The organism is Marinimicrobium sp. C6131, from assembly GCF_026153455.1.
Lineage (GTDB): Bacteria > Pseudomonadota > Gammaproteobacteria > Pseudomonadales > Cellvibrionaceae > Marinimicrobium.
Genome location: NZ_CP110629.1, coordinates 1,350,529 through 1,366,614, shown reverse-complemented (window position 1 = coordinate 1,366,614; position 16,086 = coordinate 1,350,529). Strand labels below are relative to the sequence as shown.

12 protein-coding genes are annotated in these 16,086 nt (G+C 62.6%); 1 reads left to right on the top strand and 11 read right to left on the bottom strand.

What is annotated here, in order from left to right:
- Positions 1-6: 6 nt before the first annotated feature.
- Positions 7-1,032: a UDP-N-acetylmuramate dehydrogenase gene (murB, locus tag OOT55_RS05750; protein ID WP_265368175.1), complete on the top strand. Its 1,026-nt coding sequence runs from the start codon at positions 7-9 to the stop codon at positions 1,030-1,032.
- Positions 1,033-1,064: 32 nt separating this feature from the next.
- On the opposite strand, the gene OOT55_RS05745 is transcribed toward murB, so the two are convergent.
- The 11 genes from OOT55_RS05745 to OOT55_RS05695 all read right to left on the bottom strand — a co-directional run bounded on the left by OOT55_RS05745 (position 1,065) and on the right by OOT55_RS05695 (position 15,897).
- Complete coding sequence (locus OOT55_RS05745; RefSeq protein ID WP_265368174.1) at positions 1,065-3,413, bottom strand: bifunctional serine/threonine-protein kinase/formylglycine-generating enzyme family protein; 2,349 nt, start codon at positions 3,411-3,413, stop codon at positions 1,065-1,067.
- Positions 3,413-4,264 (bottom strand): PP2C family protein-serine/threonine phosphatase, encoded by an 852-nt coding sequence (locus OOT55_RS05740; protein ID WP_265368173.1) that lies wholly within the window; start codon positions 4,262-4,264, stop codon positions 3,413-3,415. Before OOT55_RS05740 ends, OOT55_RS05745 begins: the two co-directional genes overlap by 1 nt.
- Positions 4,265-4,892: 628 nt before the next feature.
- The gene (locus OOT55_RS05735) at positions 4,893-7,829 is read right to left on the bottom strand and encodes an insulinase family protein (RefSeq protein WP_265368172.1); all 2,937 of its coding nucleotides are present in this window, start codon (positions 7,827-7,829) and stop codon (positions 4,893-4,895) included.
- 26 nt (positions 7,830-7,855) lie between these two features.
- Entirely contained in the window at positions 7,856-8,461 is a 606-nt protein-coding gene (locus tag OOT55_RS05730; protein WP_265368171.1) for a tRNA-uridine aminocarboxypropyltransferase, read from the bottom strand.
- On the bottom strand, positions 8,458-8,748 hold the full coding sequence (locus tag OOT55_RS05725) for a GIY-YIG nuclease family protein (protein ID WP_265368170.1): 291 nt from the start codon (positions 8,746-8,748) through the stop codon (positions 8,458-8,460). Before OOT55_RS05725 ends, OOT55_RS05730 begins: the two co-directional genes overlap by 4 nt.
- Positions 8,748-10,451 (bottom strand): BatD family protein, encoded by a 1,704-nt coding sequence (locus OOT55_RS05720; RefSeq protein WP_265368169.1) that lies wholly within the window; start codon positions 10,449-10,451, stop codon positions 8,748-8,750. The genes OOT55_RS05725 and OOT55_RS05720 overlap by 1 nt, the downstream gene beginning before the upstream one ends.
- Before the next feature lie 53 nt (positions 10,452-10,504).
- A complete protein-coding gene (locus OOT55_RS05715; RefSeq protein ID WP_265368168.1) occupies positions 10,505-12,406 on the bottom strand; it encodes a VWA domain-containing protein in 1,902 nt (633 codons plus the stop codon).
- Positions 12,406-13,419 (bottom strand): vWA domain-containing protein, encoded by a 1,014-nt coding sequence (locus OOT55_RS05710; RefSeq protein WP_265368167.1) that lies wholly within the window; start codon positions 13,417-13,419, stop codon positions 12,406-12,408. Before OOT55_RS05710 ends, OOT55_RS05715 begins: the two co-directional genes overlap by 1 nt.
- Positions 13,412-13,957, bottom strand: a complete 546-nt coding sequence (locus tag OOT55_RS05705; RefSeq protein WP_265368166.1) for a DUF4381 domain-containing protein — start codon at positions 13,955-13,957, stop codon at positions 13,412-13,414. Before OOT55_RS05705 ends, OOT55_RS05710 begins: the two co-directional genes overlap by 8 nt.
- Positions 13,958-13,969: 12 nt before the next feature.
- Positions 13,970-14,938 carry a DUF58 domain-containing protein gene (locus tag OOT55_RS05700; RefSeq protein ID WP_265368165.1) on the bottom strand — a complete coding sequence of 323 codons (969 nt, stop codon included), beginning with the start codon at positions 14,936-14,938 and terminating at the stop codon, positions 13,970-13,972.
- Complete coding sequence (locus tag OOT55_RS05695; RefSeq protein ID WP_265368164.1) at positions 14,938-15,897, bottom strand: AAA family ATPase; 960 nt, start codon at positions 15,895-15,897, stop codon at positions 14,938-14,940. Before OOT55_RS05695 ends, OOT55_RS05700 begins: the two co-directional genes overlap by 1 nt.
- Positions 15,898-16,086 lie beyond the last annotated feature (189 nt).

Genomic DNA, 16,086 nt, shown 5'->3' with positions numbered 1-16,086 from the left:
GAGCCGGTGCGCGTGGACATACAGGACAACATCAACCTACAACCCTACAACACCCTGGCAGTGCCGGTCACGGCGCGGCATTACGCCGAGGTCACCGACGTGGCGCAACTGCCGGCGCTGCTTCAGTTTGCGCGCGAACGGAATTTTCCCCTGCTGATTCTCGGTGGCGGTAGCAATGTGGTGCTACGTGAGGATTTCCCCGGTCTGGTCCTCCATATGCGGATGACCGGGAAAATGCTGGTTCAGGAAGACCGTCATCACTTCTGGCTTCGCGTTTCCGCCGGCGAAAACTGGCATGAGCTGGTGCAGTATTGTCTTGAGCACGAATACTGGGGGCTGGAAAATCTGTCCTTGATTCCCGGCTCTGTGGGGGCGGCACCAATCCAGAATATCGGCGCCTACGGCGTGGAGCTGAAAGATGTCTTTTCCGAGTTGGAGGCCATGGATGTCGCGACCGGTGAGGTACACCGGTTCGATAAAGACGCCTGCGAGTTCGGTTATCGTGACAGCCTGTTCAAGCGCAGTGGCAAAGACCGATACATCATCTTGTCAGTGACCCTGAAACTGTCCCGGCAGCCGCATCTGAAGGTGACCTATCCCGCCTTGAAAGAAGCGGTTCGGGAGATTCCCGTAGCTCAACTGACGCCGGTGGTGGTGAGTGAGGCGGTGTGCAGGGTCCGGCGTCGTAAGCTGCCGGATCCCGCGGAGATTCCCAACGTGGGCAGTTTTTTCAAAAACCCGCTGGTGGGGCTGGACCAGTTTCTCGAGTTGCAGGTGCGTCATCCCGGGCTGGTGTCCTATCCGGTCGATGCGCGGCATGTAAAACTCGCCGCCGGGTGGTTGATCGAGCGTGCGGGGTGGAAGGGCGTGGCGCGCGGCCCGGTGGCCGTGCATGCGCGCCAGGCGCTGGTGCTGACCAATCCCGGTCGTGCATCCGGCGCGGACGTGCTGGCTCTGGCGGAGGAGATTCGCCATTCTATTGCCGCAGAGTACGGCGTGGATCTCGAGCCCGAGCCCCGGGTTTATCCCTGAAGCGTTGTCCCGGCGGAGGTGGCGCTGAAGGGTCAGTACAGCTCGACCACAACGCGGAAGCCCAGGGTGCTATCCCGATAATCGGCGGGCTCACCCCGTCGTACATGAGAGGCGATATTGCCCACTGAATCCTCAAAAGAACCGCCGCGTACGGTTCGTTCGGAGCAGCTGTCCGTAACCAGCGGCGAGCCGTCCTGAGGCATTTCCAGCAAATGGTTACGGTAACAGTCCCGGGTCCATTCGGCGACATTGCCGGCGACACTGTGCAGGCCGAAGGCATTGGCCGGGTAGGAGCCCACCGGTGCACTCTTTGAAAAAAAGAGGCCGGTGTACTCACTGTTGCAGCCGCGTCGACAATTGGCCAGACCGTCGGCGTCGGCGCCGGTCTCTCCCCACCAGAAGGTCGTGCTGGTGCCCGCCCGTGCGGCGTACTCCCACTCGGCCTCACTCGGTAACCGGTAGCGTTTTCCCGTGGTGTCACTGAGCCAACGGACGTAGGCCTGAGCATCGTTCCAGCTCACATTGATCACAGGGCGATTGTCCCGTCCCCAGCGCTGGTCATCGGGCAGGGAGCGATCGGTGGCCCGGGCAAATTTATCATAGTCGGCGAAGGTGATTTCAAAGCGGCTGATGGCAAACGCCCGGGGAATGCGGACGTTGCGCTCGGGCATGCTGCGGCTGTCCAACTTGCTGCCCATGGTGAAACGGCCGGCGGGGACAATCACCATTTCGGGCCCGCGGTCGCCATCGCGCAGCTCGTTGTAGAAGGTTGCGCCGGCCACGGGTGTTTTGCGCAACGAGACGGGCAGGGTCACCGCCTGGTCCTCCACTTCGATCCAGCGGGTGTCGGTGTCGTAGCCGGGATAGCTGGTTTCGATATGATAGCGTCCGGGCAGCAAAGGAATGCCAGGGTAATATCGGTCCGGTATGTTCAGGATGCGGACCCGGGCGTTTTCCGGCTCCGGGGTGACCCGCAATTCGTACCGTGGTGGGGCGGCCGCGGGCGTATCGACGGGCGCCTCGGGCGTCATCCCCATCAGCGTGTCAGTGGATGTGGGGCGGGTCTCGGGTTCGGGGCGTAACACCAGCGGGGTCGTGGGAATGTTGGTTGTGCGCACCGCTTCGGGTCTGGCCTCGGTCGTGCCGGGGGCGATCAAGTGCGCTGTGCGCCGGGCAAGCGACTGCACCGGCTCCGGCAGCCAGCGCTCACCGGGCAGTGACCACTCATTCAGTGCCAGACTGAAAGCACCCCAGATGACGGTCAGCAGTATTACCAGAGTCAGGGTGCGTGAGAGCAACCGCCGGCCACGCCACAGTGAGTGGTAGTGCGCCGCCTGCTGAACCTGGGTGGAAATGACCGTGGTGTGCTCTTTAGGCGGATTCAAGGGACCTTTGATTTCAGTCACCCGGATTTGCGGGTGGCGGTACAGGCCACGGCGTGGTGTCCAGCGAAGCGCGCACAGGCTCTGCCAGCTCAGGCGCAGCTGCTCCCGAATGGCGCCGAGTGTGGTCGCCAGCAATGCCCTGAACAGCGAGAGAAGCTGCACCCGGGTGGAGTCCGCCGTGGTGAAGTACGTCTGCCCCAGTCCCGATGGACCTTCGAGCGCATCAATGGCGGCCACCAGGTCCCGACCCCGCTGAAAACGGTTGTCCGGGTCTTTGGCCAGCAGTTGGTTGAGAATTTTCTGGTAGGCCTGGTATTGCGGCGGAAGCTTGGGAATGGGCGCGGTCAGGTGTTTGATGGCGATGGCCACCGCTTCATCCGCCTGATAGGGCACCTGCCCGGTCAGCATTTCGTAAAAGACCACACCCAGGCTGTAGATGTCGGCGCGACCATCCACCGGTTTGCCCCGGGTCTGTTCCGGACTCATATAGTGGGGGGTACCGACCACGGTACCGGCATTGGTCATCCGTGAGGCGGAGCTTACGGTCTTGGCCACGCCGAAGTCGGACAGAACTGCTGAGTTGTCTTCCCGGAACAGAATATTCTCGGGTTTGATGTCCCGGTGGATATAGCCTTTTTCATGGGCGTGATCCAGCGCACCGGCAATTTCCCGGGTGATCCGCAGGACTTCCTGGGTGCTCAGGCCCGAGGCCATTTTTTCGTGAATGGAGCCCCCGGCCAGATAGTCCATGGCGATGTAATTCAGGTTTTTGTAGCGCCCGATATCGTAGATGGACACAATGTTCGGATGCGACAGCTGACCGACGATATTGGCTTCACGCTGAAATCGTTCACTGAAGACCGGGTCGCCATTGAGTGCCGGGGACATGACCTTCAGGGCCACTTCTCGTCCCACACTCAGTTGAATGGCGAGGTAGACGGTGGACATGCCGCCCTGGTTGATTTTCCGAATGATGCGATAGCCGGGAATGTGCATTACCGGGCCACCCAATAGAGCACTAATGCCAGTGACAGGAGGGCGGTGGCGTATAGGGCCAGATCCGGGCCACGTCGACCGGTAATGTGTGGCACCCACTGCCACAGAGTGCTCCAGCGCGAGCGCCGGCTCAGCGGTGACTGAATCAGCTGCAGGGTAATATTGTCCCGTCCGCCGGCGTCCAGTGCGGCTCGCATCAGCCGGTTGACGGCCGCGCGCGGGCTGCGGCAGCGAAACAGCAACCGGGCCAGGGCTTCGTCATCCAGCTCGTCGGTGAGCCCGTCGCTGCACAGCAGAATCCACTGATCCTTCAGCCATTGGCCGCGCACTGAGTCGACCTTGACCTCCTGCAGTTCATAGGAACCCAGGCATTGGGTGATGATGTTTTTATCCGGATGGCCCTCGACCTCCGCTTCCTCAATCACGCCGGAGGCGAGCAGCATCTGCACGTAGGAGTGGTCGGTGGTCAGGCGCTCGAGTCGACCGCCGTCTTCGGTGTGGGTCCAGAGGTAGGCCCGACTGTCTCCCACCCAGGCGACTTCGTAGTCGTCATCCCGGCTGCGCAGGGCGACGATGGTGGAGCCCATGCCCGGTGCGCCCTCGCCATTGGCGGCGGCCTTGAGTACGGCCCGGTGCGAGGCCTGAATGGCTTGGGTGAGGCTTTTGTGTTGCTGGTCCAGGAGGGTATCCCGGACGATGGCACTGGCGACTTCTCCGGCTTCATGGCCCCCCATGCCGTCGGCCACTAACCAGAGGCCGCGTTCGGGCAGGCTCAGGTAGGTGTCTTCGTTGTTGTCGCGCTTGTGACCCGCGTGGGTGGCGGCGCTGTATTCCAGGGGTGGCTGGGGCATAGTTAGTCCGTTGTCACCATCGTATGTTACCGGCTTGGGATCGCCTCGGGAATCCTAAAGCACTTTGCCGTCGAAAACTACATAACAGGTCGCGGTTTGAGGTGTCGATGTGCCGAAGCGGCTGCACACGTTAGAAACCGTCCCGATGTTTGGAGAGGACTATTCTTTTTGCTTCGTAGGCAGTGCTCCGCCTGGGTAACCCCTTGTGAGACACGCCGTGAACCCATCCATGGGGGCTCATCACCCGCCGGTCCCCTTCGCGCTCCGGGCGCTTCGGGACACTTCCCACATCCATGTGGGGCGTCCAGGCGGGTGACGGTCTCACAAGGGGTTACCCAGCCTCCGCGGTGCCAGTGTAACGTTCCGGGAACTCGGACCTTTCAAAAGAGGGCTTGTGTAACAACCCAAGTAATATCCGGCACTGAGGGCCGTGAGGGGGAAACCCTTTCAAGACCGTAAGCGGAGGGACTCCGCGCGTCGAGCCCCCAGGGATGGGTTCACGGCGTGTCTTGAAAGGGTTTCCCCCTCATGGCCCGGGCGTCACCTATTCTCTGCACCTTCTTTACTAACGGCTACCCAGGCGGAGCATTCCTTCCGAAGTTACTTAGCCAATGACAAACATACCCCTTTAAAGCTCGCGCAACTCCAATCCCAAACTTTCCAGAACCGCTCGTTCTCCACTGTGACTGACCACCGCCGTGCTGGCCCGTTCTGGTTTCAGGTACTCATTGGCCACGCGCTGGATATCGGCCAGGGTGACGCCCAGCACCCGGTTGCGGAAGGTTTCGCGCTTTTCACGGGTGCGGCCAAACAGCTCCGCCTGATAGGTCTGGCGGGCTTCACCGGCCGGAGAGGCGGGCTTGTCCAAACTGCTGACCACCCCCAGAATCGCCTCCTCCAACGGCTGCCACTCGTGTTCGCTGGACAACAGCCAATCCACGGCCGCCTCGAAATCCTTCAGAGTATCCGCCAGGCGGGGATCCCGGTAGGAGAAGAAGCGGAAGGCCGCGATATTGTTGTCCTGGCTGGCACCGCCGCCGTAGGCACCGCCCTGCTCGCGAATGGTCCGGTGCAGATAACCGTTGCGCAGGAAGCCGGCCAACACCGTCAGGGCGGCCGCGTCCGGGTGCTCCGAGGGCACCGTCGGGTAGGCCTGGGCGCAGAAGTTGACCTGGGTGTTGGTCAGCCAGCCCTCGCGGACCGGCTCGTGAACGGCGGGCAGTCCGAAGGACCGGAAATCGGCCACCGGCGGCTCGCTGGGCCAGTGAGACTGCACGGTGTCGCGCAGCTCGTCGAGCTGATGGGGTTCTCCTATCAGCAGGAACTCCCGTGGTGCGACCCGCAGGCGGGCATGGATGCCTTCCAATTGGGCGGCGTAGGCTTTCAGGGATTCGCCGTCCTTCAGGGCCTGATCCAGCCGCTTCAGGTGGGCGATGCCCTCGAGGCCGCCAATCCGGTGCGTCAGGCGAGCCGAGGGGGCCATGCCGGCGCAGGCGGCCAGCATCGCCAGGCTGTGGCCGTTGCCGGTGATGCTCTGTTCACGGCGGGCGCGCATCTGCGAAACCAGCTCTTTGAGCCGGTTGTGCTCGTCAAAGCGCGGCTCGGTCAGGGTTGCGCGCAACAGTTCGTTCATGGCCCCGGCATTGCGGTTCAGTGCCTTGGACCCCAGAGTGAAATAGGCGTCGATGTTCTGCACATCATCGGTGGTGCCGCGCACCGTCGCCGACGCGCTGATGCCGCCCACCGCGCTTGCCTGCCAGCGCTGGGTCTCCAGGTAGTCGAGGTTGCCCAGACCGACTTCGGTCAGGGCGTTGCAATAGAGCGGCAGCAGCGGCTGCTCCTCATCGCTGATGTCCGGGAGCTTGCAGGTGACCTGTTCGTACACCAGGCCGTTGGTGCCGGCACCGTAGCGGCGCAGCGGGTCGCTGGCGGGGTTCTTCGGGTCGAGGGTTTCCCGGCTGCCTTCGACATACGCCATGGTCTTGGGAATGTCTTCCAGGCCGACTTTGGGCAGGATGCTGTCGTCGTCTTTCTGTACCTGGCGCTCCTGCAGGGCTTTGGCGCGCTGCACAATCCACTGGCGATCGTCGTCGGTGAGTTTGGCGCTGATATCGGCCAACCGTTTTTGTTCGGCCTCCTGGGCCCGGCGGGTGAACTGGCTGTCCGGGCGTAAGGTCAGGCGTAAACGGTGGGGGTTGTCGAGCAACCAACGGCGCACCAGCGAGGGAATGAAATCGGGGCTCCGGACCTTTTCCCGCAGTTTCACCAGAGCCGAATCCAGGTCGAGCAGGGCGATGGGATCGGCCCGGTGGGTGGCCGCGGGCAGGCTGTTCATGATCAGTTGCAGGCCATAGGGAAAACCGTCCCCACCGACCTCACGCTGCTGCAGTTCCAACTGGTGCAGGGCGCTTTCAATCAGTTCCTGGGGCACGCCTTCTTCGGCTACCCGTTCCAGAGTTCCCAGTATCAGTTGTTCCACTTCCGGAACCTTCTCCAACTGACAGCCTTCCAGTCCGCAGGCGAAGGCCAGCTCGTACTGGGAATCATCCAGTCCGCACAGCGGCGAGGGGGCCTGGCCCAGGTCGGAGGTTTCCAGCGCATGCAGCAGGGGGGATGCGCTGTTATCCAGCAGGACAGCCGTCATCAGTTGGCTCTCCAGCGTCTGATCCAGATCGGTGATGTTGCCGAGCAGCCAGCCCATGACGACATGGGTCTTGTGCGTCGGGTCCTCACCTTCCTCCAGCGGGTAGGCTTCTTCCACCGCGATGGGGGCGTGGTAACGCTTTTCTTCGCCTACGGCAATGACATCATTCAGACGCTCGAAGCGGTGCAGGGCTTTGGCTTCAAACTTGGCCTGATGCTCCTCCGCGGGAATGTCGCCGTAGGTCATGAAAATCGCGTTACTCGGATGGTAATGGGTGCGATAGAAATGCTTGAGTTGCTCGTAGGTCAGATCCGGGATGTGCTCGGGATCGCCGCCGCTGTTGTGGTGATAGGTGGTGGTCGGGAACAGGTAGCGACACAGCGACTGCCACAGTTGTGCGGGCACCGAGCTCATGGCGCCTTTCATTTCGTTGAACACCACGCCTTTGAAGGTCAGCGGGGAGTCGGGGTTGTCCGGTTCCTTGAACTCCAGGCGATGGCCTTCCTGGGCAAAGTCCAACTCGTCCAGACGGGAGAAAAACACCGCATCCAGATACACATCCAGCAGGTTGTCGAAATCCTTGCGGTTCTGACTGGCGAAGGGGTAGGCGGTCCAGTCCGGACTGGTGAAAGCGTTCATGAAGGTGTTCAGGGACCGGCGGATCATCATGAAAAACGGATCGCGCACCGGGTACTTTTCGCTGCCGCACAGCGCGGTGTGCTCGAGAATGTGGGCCACTCCGCGGGAGTCCTGGGGCACGGTGCGCAGGGCGACCAGAAAAACGTTCTCCGGATTGTCGCTGGCGAGGTGGATATGCTGAGCGCCGGTCACTTTGTGCTGGTACTCCTCCACCCGCAGGTTCAGGGAGTCGATGGTCTGGCTGCGCAGGTGCTCAAAAGCGGCATGGCTGGTGTGGGTCATAAAGTCTCACAATCTCCGGTATCGGTTTACGGCTTCGGTCGAAACGCGAGTTGCTGATCGTTGAAGCCGTCAAAAGCGTCGAGTAAAGGTCCATAGTCTACGCGCTCGCCCTCCAGATGCGCCAGTGCATAACAGCAGGCTTCCAGGGTGGAGAGCTGACCGGGCTTGCGAGCCCGGCGAATCCGGTAGCGCGATGGCGGGGTATCGGTCAGAGCCAGCCGCGGCAGGGTGTGCAGCGGCGGGTTAAGGTAGAGCATTTTGCGGCTTTTGCGCCAGGTGGCATCAAGCACCACCAGTTGCCGGTGACGGGGCGCCGCATCCGTCAACCCAGAGCCCTCTGACACGTCGAGATATCGGGGGGCGGGCACATCGTCGGTATCCGGGTAAAGCAGTATGGATTCATCGGCCCGGGCGAGCAGCCTGTGCAACTCCGCATCGGACCAGTGTTCACCGACCACCCGTTGACTGTGTTGCAGGCTGAGGTCAAGCAGTCGGGCGCTGTTTTTGGCCCGGTGTTCTTCCTCCGGGTGCTGCAGAATCAGCAGAGACACGTGGTTGTCGGTCCGTTGAACCCATTGGCAGATACAGGCTCGCTCCGGTCGTTCGCAGCGGGGGCAGAGAGCACGGCTCATTCGGCGGCCTCCGGGTCGATGGCCGGAGCGGGTGCGCTGGCGATCAGTTGTTCTTTGGCCGTGCGTGACAGCTGCTTGATCGCGTATTCCCGCCGGCTGGCGCTGGAGCGGTCCGGGTGGAGCTCCAGGTAGCACAACTGCCGGGGTTGCCGTCCGCGAAAATAGCGTGCCCCGCGTGGCCCACTGCGATGTTCCTTCCAGCGGCGGACGACATCGGTGGTGATGCCGGTGTAGTACCGGCCATCGTCACCGAGAATGATGTAAACCTGCCACCGGTGGCCCGCCATCAGGGATTGGGATACAGGGGTTTGAGTCCCCCGGTATCGGTACGTCCGGACCGCTGACCGGCCCGGCTCTGATTCAATGCCTGAAGCAGGGCAGCGGTGTCGAACGGCGAGTCGGGCTCACCCTTGAACAGTATGGCGTCCAACTCCTGCAGCCGCGCCCTTGCCACGTCGTCGTCGAGTCGCTCGGCCAGATCGGTCAGACCTCGGGGGGGCACCTCGGGCCAGATGGCGGCTCCCCAGTCGAGCAGGGCCCGGCGCAGCGCGTGCAGATCATCGGCTTTGGCGGCGCGTTTGACGCCTTGCCAGGCTCGGCCGCGGGCGGCCCGGGCCCGGTCTCTCTCGCCTCGGGCCTGCGCCTCTCGCGTCGCAAGATCGGTCTTCAGGCGCCAGACGAGGAAGGCGAGCCAGAGGCTCAAGGCTGACAGGAGCGCGGTGGCTATGCCCAGTACTATGGTGACCAGCGGCGTTGGGCCACTTGCGGTCTGGCGGGCAGCGGTGGCGGCGTCGCCGTTGTCGCGCTCACGGGATGGCGTGACCTCGGAGGCGGGGGCGGCACCGGGCACGGCGGTGACATTAACGGTGCTGGCCGGCAGTTCGGCGGTACGCATCTGATCGGCTTCCGTGTCCCACCAGGTCAGGGTGACCGCCGGAATCTCGAGGCGTCCGCTCTGGTTGGGCACCATCGCCAGGGTCAGGGTGCTGGTGCTCTGGACACCGCTCGCGTTGACCTGCTCTTCGGTTTGTGGGCGGTCCGGGTAAAGTGTCAGGCCCGGGGTTTCTTCCAGGGTCAGGGCGGGTAGTTGCGCGGCGGTCAGACCGTCCGCCTGAATGGTGATACGTCGGGTCACGGGCTCTCCCTGGCGCAGGGAACCCGGATCGGTGCCCCAGTGTTCGCTCAGTTGCAGGTTGCGGGCGGGCAGCCAGGTATCCCCGGTGTAGTGATCCGGAGTCGGGTCCACGGTCACGCTCAGGGCTTCGGTGCGGACCCGCTGCCGGCTGCTGCGGCCCCAGAAATCACGCTGTCCCCGGCTGACCGCGAGCTCGTACACCAGGGAGGGGATGTCCAGGCTACCGCTGCGCTGGGGAAAGAGGGCGAAGGTGGTTTCCAGAACGATGTGCTGACGCCCATCGATCTGGGTGATGTAATTCTCTTCATTGACGGCTTTGATAACGGCATCGTTCAGTTCGAGGGGCTGAATTTCGGCACCGTCCAGGTTGACCCGGCTGTACAGGCGCACCGTGAACAGGATCTGCTCCTGAACGTGGACACGCTCTTTATCCAGTTCGGTTTCCACAAAAATATCCCGACCGTCGCTGTCGGGCTGTTGCTGTCGTTCCTGCACCGTCACCGTAAGGGGTTCACTGCGATTCCCGTCGAATTCGAAGGCGGGGATGTTGAGGGTACCGGCCCGTTTGGGTGCCAGCATCAGGCGCCACTCGGTCCAGCCTTCCATATCGCCATTGACGATCCGCATTTGGTGGCTGCGCTGATTGCTGAGAATGTCGAAGTCGCGGCGCAGGCCGTCAAAATCCGGGCCGCCCGATAGCGTCCGACCGGTCTGGCGCACCGTGAGGGTCAGGGTGTCGTTCAGCCCGATGGTCTGGCGGTCGACCTTGGCGATGAGCTCCTGGGCCTGAACGTGACTGGCCAGTAGCAAGGTTATCAATAGGGTCGCCTTCAAGAGGGTCGCGAGCTGTCTCATGGGTTTCATCGTGTCCGGTGTCTGTCTCATGGTTGTCTGGAGTGAGTCCATGTTTACCAACGCTCCTCGGTTCCCTGTCCTTCGGTTTCGCCGCGCATCTGTTGTAAGCGCCGCTGTTGGCTCTGGTACTCGAACTTGCGGCGCAGCAGACCGCCGGGGTCATCGGGCACCTGACGGAGCCACTGCTCCATGGACTGGCGCTCTTCATCGCTGATATCGCCCTCCTGGAGAGTGGCGGCCGTCGTCTCCTGCTCGCTTTCCTGACCGTCCTGATCCTGCTGCCCGGGTGGGGTTTGCTCCTGTTCGGATCCGTTGTCCTGGTCCTCCGGCGATGGGCTTTCTGTATCGGTTCGCTGTGGTTTGTCGTCGTCTTGTGAATCACTGCGGTCGGAATCCGATGGATTCTCTTCGCTGGCGTTCTGTTCGTTGTCTTCGGACGACTCGTTCTCAGAGGGTGATTGCGACTCTCCGTCCTGCTCGCTTTGTGAATCCTGTTTGTTCTGCCCGGACTCTTCGGCGTCATTGTCGCCGTCTTGTGAGTCGTCGCTGTTTTGTTGCTGCTCCTGTTGTTCCTGTTGCTGTTTGAGCTGTTCCACCAGCGCCTTGTTGGCGCGGGCGTCCTCAAGGGTCGGATCTTTTTCCAGCGCCTGGTCGTAGGCGTCAATCGCACCGTCCAGGTCACCGGCTTTGGCCAGGGCATTGCCCCGGTTGTAGTGAGCGCGGGCGCTGTCGCTCTGAGCAAAGGCTTCCGCCGCCGCCGCGTAATCTTCCGCCCGATACAGTGCGCTACCGCGCCATTCCGGATTCTGGAAATGCTCGGCGGCCCCGGCCGGATCACTGTCTTCCAGAGCCCGGGCGCCCCGTTGATCCGGTGTCAGGAACGGGGCCCGCCAGTCTGCCGCCTGGACCGGTTGGGGGAGCAGGCCGGCCAGGGGCAAGGCGATGACCAGCACCAGCAGACCGCGCCGGAAACTGTACAGCACAATGGGTAACAACAGCAGCACCAACCAGTGGCCCCGGTCATACCAGGTGTCGAACTGGCGATCCAGCTGGCGCTCTTTGCCCTCCATCCAGCGGGGTTGTTCGAGCAGCCACTGCACATCGTCGGCACTGGCGTCGATGCGCTCGTAGCGACCGCCGGTGCGGCCAGCCAGGCGTTCCAGTCGGTCCTGCTCGAGCCTGGCCACGACAATATTGCCCTGACGGTCCCGTTCGAAGCCGCCCCGGTCATTGGGGATGGGAGCGCCCTCTGAGGTGCCAATACCGAGAATGGAAAGACGAAAACCGGTATTCCCAAGCTGATCAAGGATGGGGTTGACGGCTTTATCCACGACGCCATCCGTCAGCAACAGTATTTGTCCTTCGCTGATACCCGCGTCGCTGAACAGGGCTTTGGCCTGTTCGAAGGCCGCTTCCGGGCGACTGCCCGGCACGGGCATGACGTTGGGATGCAGGGCGTTGAGCAGGCTGCGGATGGTGGCGGTGTCATCGGTCAGTGGAGAGACCACATGGGCATCTCCGGCGTAGGCGATCAGGCCGGTAAAGCCTTCCTGACGCTCGCGCAGGACATCGGCAATTTTCAGCCGGGCGCGTACCAGTCGTGACGGCGCCAGGTCTTCCGCCAGCATGGAGGGTGACAAATCGAGCACTATGATCAGAGCATTCTCGGTTTTATGCACTGGCATGGGCCGCTTTTCCCAACTCGGGCCGGCGAGGGCGATGCAGGCCAACAGCCAGGCCGCGGACAGACCCCAGAGGTAGTGCCGGCGTTTCTCTTGAGTGGCCGGGTCCAGCAGGTGCTCCAGTAGCCCCGGAGCGATCAGTTGGCGCCACTGGCGGGCCTGCTGTCCCCGGCGCCAGAGCACCAGAATCAGAGCGGCGGCCGGAATCAGGGCCAGTAGCCAGAGCGGGCGCAGCCAGTGAAAGTTCTCAAGCGCTGTGTGAATGGTATCCATCAGCGAGCCTCCCCGGTGGCGCGCGCCGCCATGAGCGGGCTCAACCCGCGACCGGCGGCCAGCAGACCGCTGAGCGCGAAGGCGAACGCCAACGGCCAGTGAAACAGGCTGCGGGTCGGCCGGAAGGTTTCCTCATCGAACTCGATGGGCTCCAGCTCATTCAGGGTCTGGTGTACCTGGTACAGCTCTTCAAGACTGCGGGCCCGGAAGTAACGTCCGCCGGTCTGGGCGGCTATTTCTCTCATGGTGTCTTCATCCAGATCCCGGGAGGGATTCACCCGGCGCTGGCCAAAAATGGTCTGGGTAATCATTTCCTCCGCACCGAAACCGATGGTGTAAATTTTGACGTTGTGCTGCTCGGCCAGATAGGCGGCACGCTGGGGCGATAGTTCCCCGGCGTTGTTGGCACCATCGGTCAGAAGGATCAGCACACGGCTGGCCTCGGGACGGTCCCGCAGGCGTTTTACCGCCAGCCCGATGGCATCGCCGATGGCGGTTTTCTCGCCGGCAAAGCCGATTTGTGCCTCTTGCAGCAGTGTGTATACGGTCTGCCGGTCATAGGTCAGGGGTGCCTGAAGGTAGGCCCGGGTCCCGAACAGGATCAGGCCCAGCCGGTCACTCTGGCGCTCCTGCACAAACTCACCCACCACACCCTTGACGGCCTGGAGGCGATTGATGGCCTGACCCTGGTACTGCATATCTTCGATTTCCATACTGCCGGAAATGTCCACGGCCATCAGCAGGTCCCGCCCGCTGCTGGGCAGGCTGACCGGCTCGCCCACCCACTGGGGGTGGCTGGCGGCAAGCAGGCTGGCGCTCCAGATCAGCCAGAGGCACAGGGCCATCAGCCAGCGCCGTTCGGTTCGGCGGGAGTCCTCTTCGCGCAGTTGTTTCAGTCGACCAAAAAAGGGCACCCGCAGGGCCGCTTCGCCGCTGGGCTCCTCCGGAACCAGACGCATCAGCAGCGGCAGTGGCAGCAGCAACAGGAGCCAGGGCCATTGCAGTTCAAGCATGATGCACCTCCACCAACAGATCCGACAGGCGCCGCTCGGAGAGTCGATGAGCGCGAATCCATTGCTGTGCCAGTCGATGCAGGGCGTCGACGTCGACTTGAGGGTCGGGCTGGTAGGGGCCGTCGGCCAGGATGTGACCGGGGCCTTCGGTGAACGCGGGTGCCAACGAGGCGCTCAGGTCCAGGAAACGCAGCCATTGCTGTCCACTCAATGCGGCCAGGTCCGCCTCCCGTGCATCGGGCAGGGCACTCAGGGCGGTCCGGCGAAGCAGTTGACTGACCTGTTGCAGATACTGTCGACGGGTCGACGGGCCCGGCGAACTCCGTTGGTAGTCCCGGTAGGCATGCTCGAGTAAGGCCAGCGCCTCGCGACGGTAGCGTTGTCGGCGTCGCCGGACGTGGGCCCTCCACAGGAGTACTCCGATCACCATCAACAGCAGGGCAATCAACAGCCACCAGCCCCAGGCCAGGGGCCACCAGCCGACGGGCTCCGGCAGATGAATGTCGTTCAGTTGTGCCAGTGGGTCTTGCGGATTCATGGGCGAAGTCAGTTAGCCTCGGGCGCGGTGACGGCGGGCGCCGAAACGCTCGCGCAGCAGTGTGTGAATATCGTCATCGGTGGCGTAGGACAGCAGCGGCAGAGCCAGACGTCGGCTGCTCTCGATCAGGGTCTGCAACCGGGCGTCGAAATCCTGCCGGTAGGCCCGCCGGAATGCCGGGTCCTGTGCGGGCAATTGCAGACGCTCCTGACCGTTGCTCACCGTCAGAAAGTGATTGCTGTCCAGTGTCTGCTCGAGCGGGTCGAAGACGTGTATCAAGGTCACATCGGTATGGCGCGCCAATTCAAACAGTTGCTGCTCACAGCGGGTATCGAAGTCATGGAAATCACTGACCACAAATACGGCACTGCCCGGCTTTGCCACCCGGCGGACGTCGGCCAACAGCGTCTCCAGAGAGGTGACCCCGGCCTCCGCAACCGGAGAGGCCAGCTCGTGATTGTAATCGTGCAGTTGATGAAGCAGCTCAAGTGCGGCGTGTTTACTGCGCCGGGCGCGGACATCCCGTTGACTGTGGTCGCCAAAGACCAGGCCGCCGATCCGGTCGCTCTGGTTCAGGGCGGCCCAGGCAAGCGTGCCGGCAATATGGGTGGCCAGTACGGATTTGAAACAGGTGCGACTGCCAAAAAACATCGGCGAGCGCTGGTCGGCGACGACAAAGACCGGGCGCTCCCGCTCCTCTCGAAAGATCTTGGTGTGGGGTACTTGGGTACGGGCTGTGACCCGCCAGTCGATGGTGCGTACATCGTCGCCGGGCTGGTAGAGCCGGACTTCCTCAAAATCGATGCCCCGGCCCCGCAGTCGGGTGCGCACCCCACCCGTGAGCAGGCTGCGCGCCGGCCGACGGGCAAACAGTTGCAGGTCCCGGGCGGCAAACCGTAAACGCAGCAGGTCCCCCAAGTCGCAGTAAGCGCCCCGGGGAGCCAGCGCAGTGGGAGAGGGGTGGGCGCCAGCGTTAACCATCAGGCCACCGGTACCACATCAAGCAGGCGGTCGATGACCTGTTCACGGGAGATGCCGGTGGCTTCGGCTTCAAAGCTCAGAATGAGACGGTGGCGGAGCACATCGTGGGCGATGGCGCGCACGTCGTCGGGGCTGACATAGTCCCGACCTTCCAGCCAGGCATGAGCCCGGGCACAACGGTCCAGGGCAATGGTGGCCCGGGGGCTGGCCCCGTATTCCAGCCAGTTGACCAGCTCCGGGTCGTAATCACCCGGGCGTCGGCTGGCATTGATCAGTTGGACGATATACTCCTCAACCGGCTCGGCCATATGAATGGCCAGCACGGCCTGACGTCCCTCAAACAGGGCGGCCTGGCTGATTTCCGCCGGCGGCGGTGTTTCCTGATGCGCGGCCTCGGCCCGGGCGAGTTTCAGGATTTTCCGCTCGGATTCAATATCGGGGTAGTCCACCAGTACCTGCATAAGGAAGCGATCCAGTTGAGCTTCCGGCAGGGGATAGGTGCCCTCCTGCTCAATGGGGTTCTGGGTGGCCATCACCATGAACAGCTCCGGCAGTGGGTAGGTGGTGCTGCCCACGCTGACCTGTCGCTCGGCCATGGCTTCCAGCAAAGCCGACTGGACTTTGGCCGGGGCCCGGTTGATTTCATCGCTCAGGACCAGATTGTGGAAGATGGGGCCGGGTTGAAATTCAAAGCGGCCCTGCTCCGGGCGGTAGATATCGGTGCCGGTTACGTCCGAGGGAAGCAGGTCAGGAGTGAACTGTATGCGTTGAAAATTGCCTTCAATGGCATCGGACAGGGTTTTGATGGCCTTGGTTTTGGCCAGCCCGGGGGCGCCCTCCACCAGCAGGTGTCCGTCAGCCAACAGGGCGATCAGCATCCGTTGAACCAGGTGCTCCTGACCGACGATCTGCTGATTGAGCCAGTGAATCAGGGTGTGTAATGCGTCGTGTGCCTGCATGGGTCCCCACTTATTGTGATCTGAAGTTGTGTCTTATTTGATCGGCGATCTGATCAAACGCTGACCAATTGGCGGTGATTCCGCTGCGATGCGCTCGTAGACTCGTGTTAATGGCGTCAGTTCCCTGATTTTCAAGCAGTTGCACTCGACAAGTGTACACCCCCGGACCAAACTGAAAACTGGGCCATA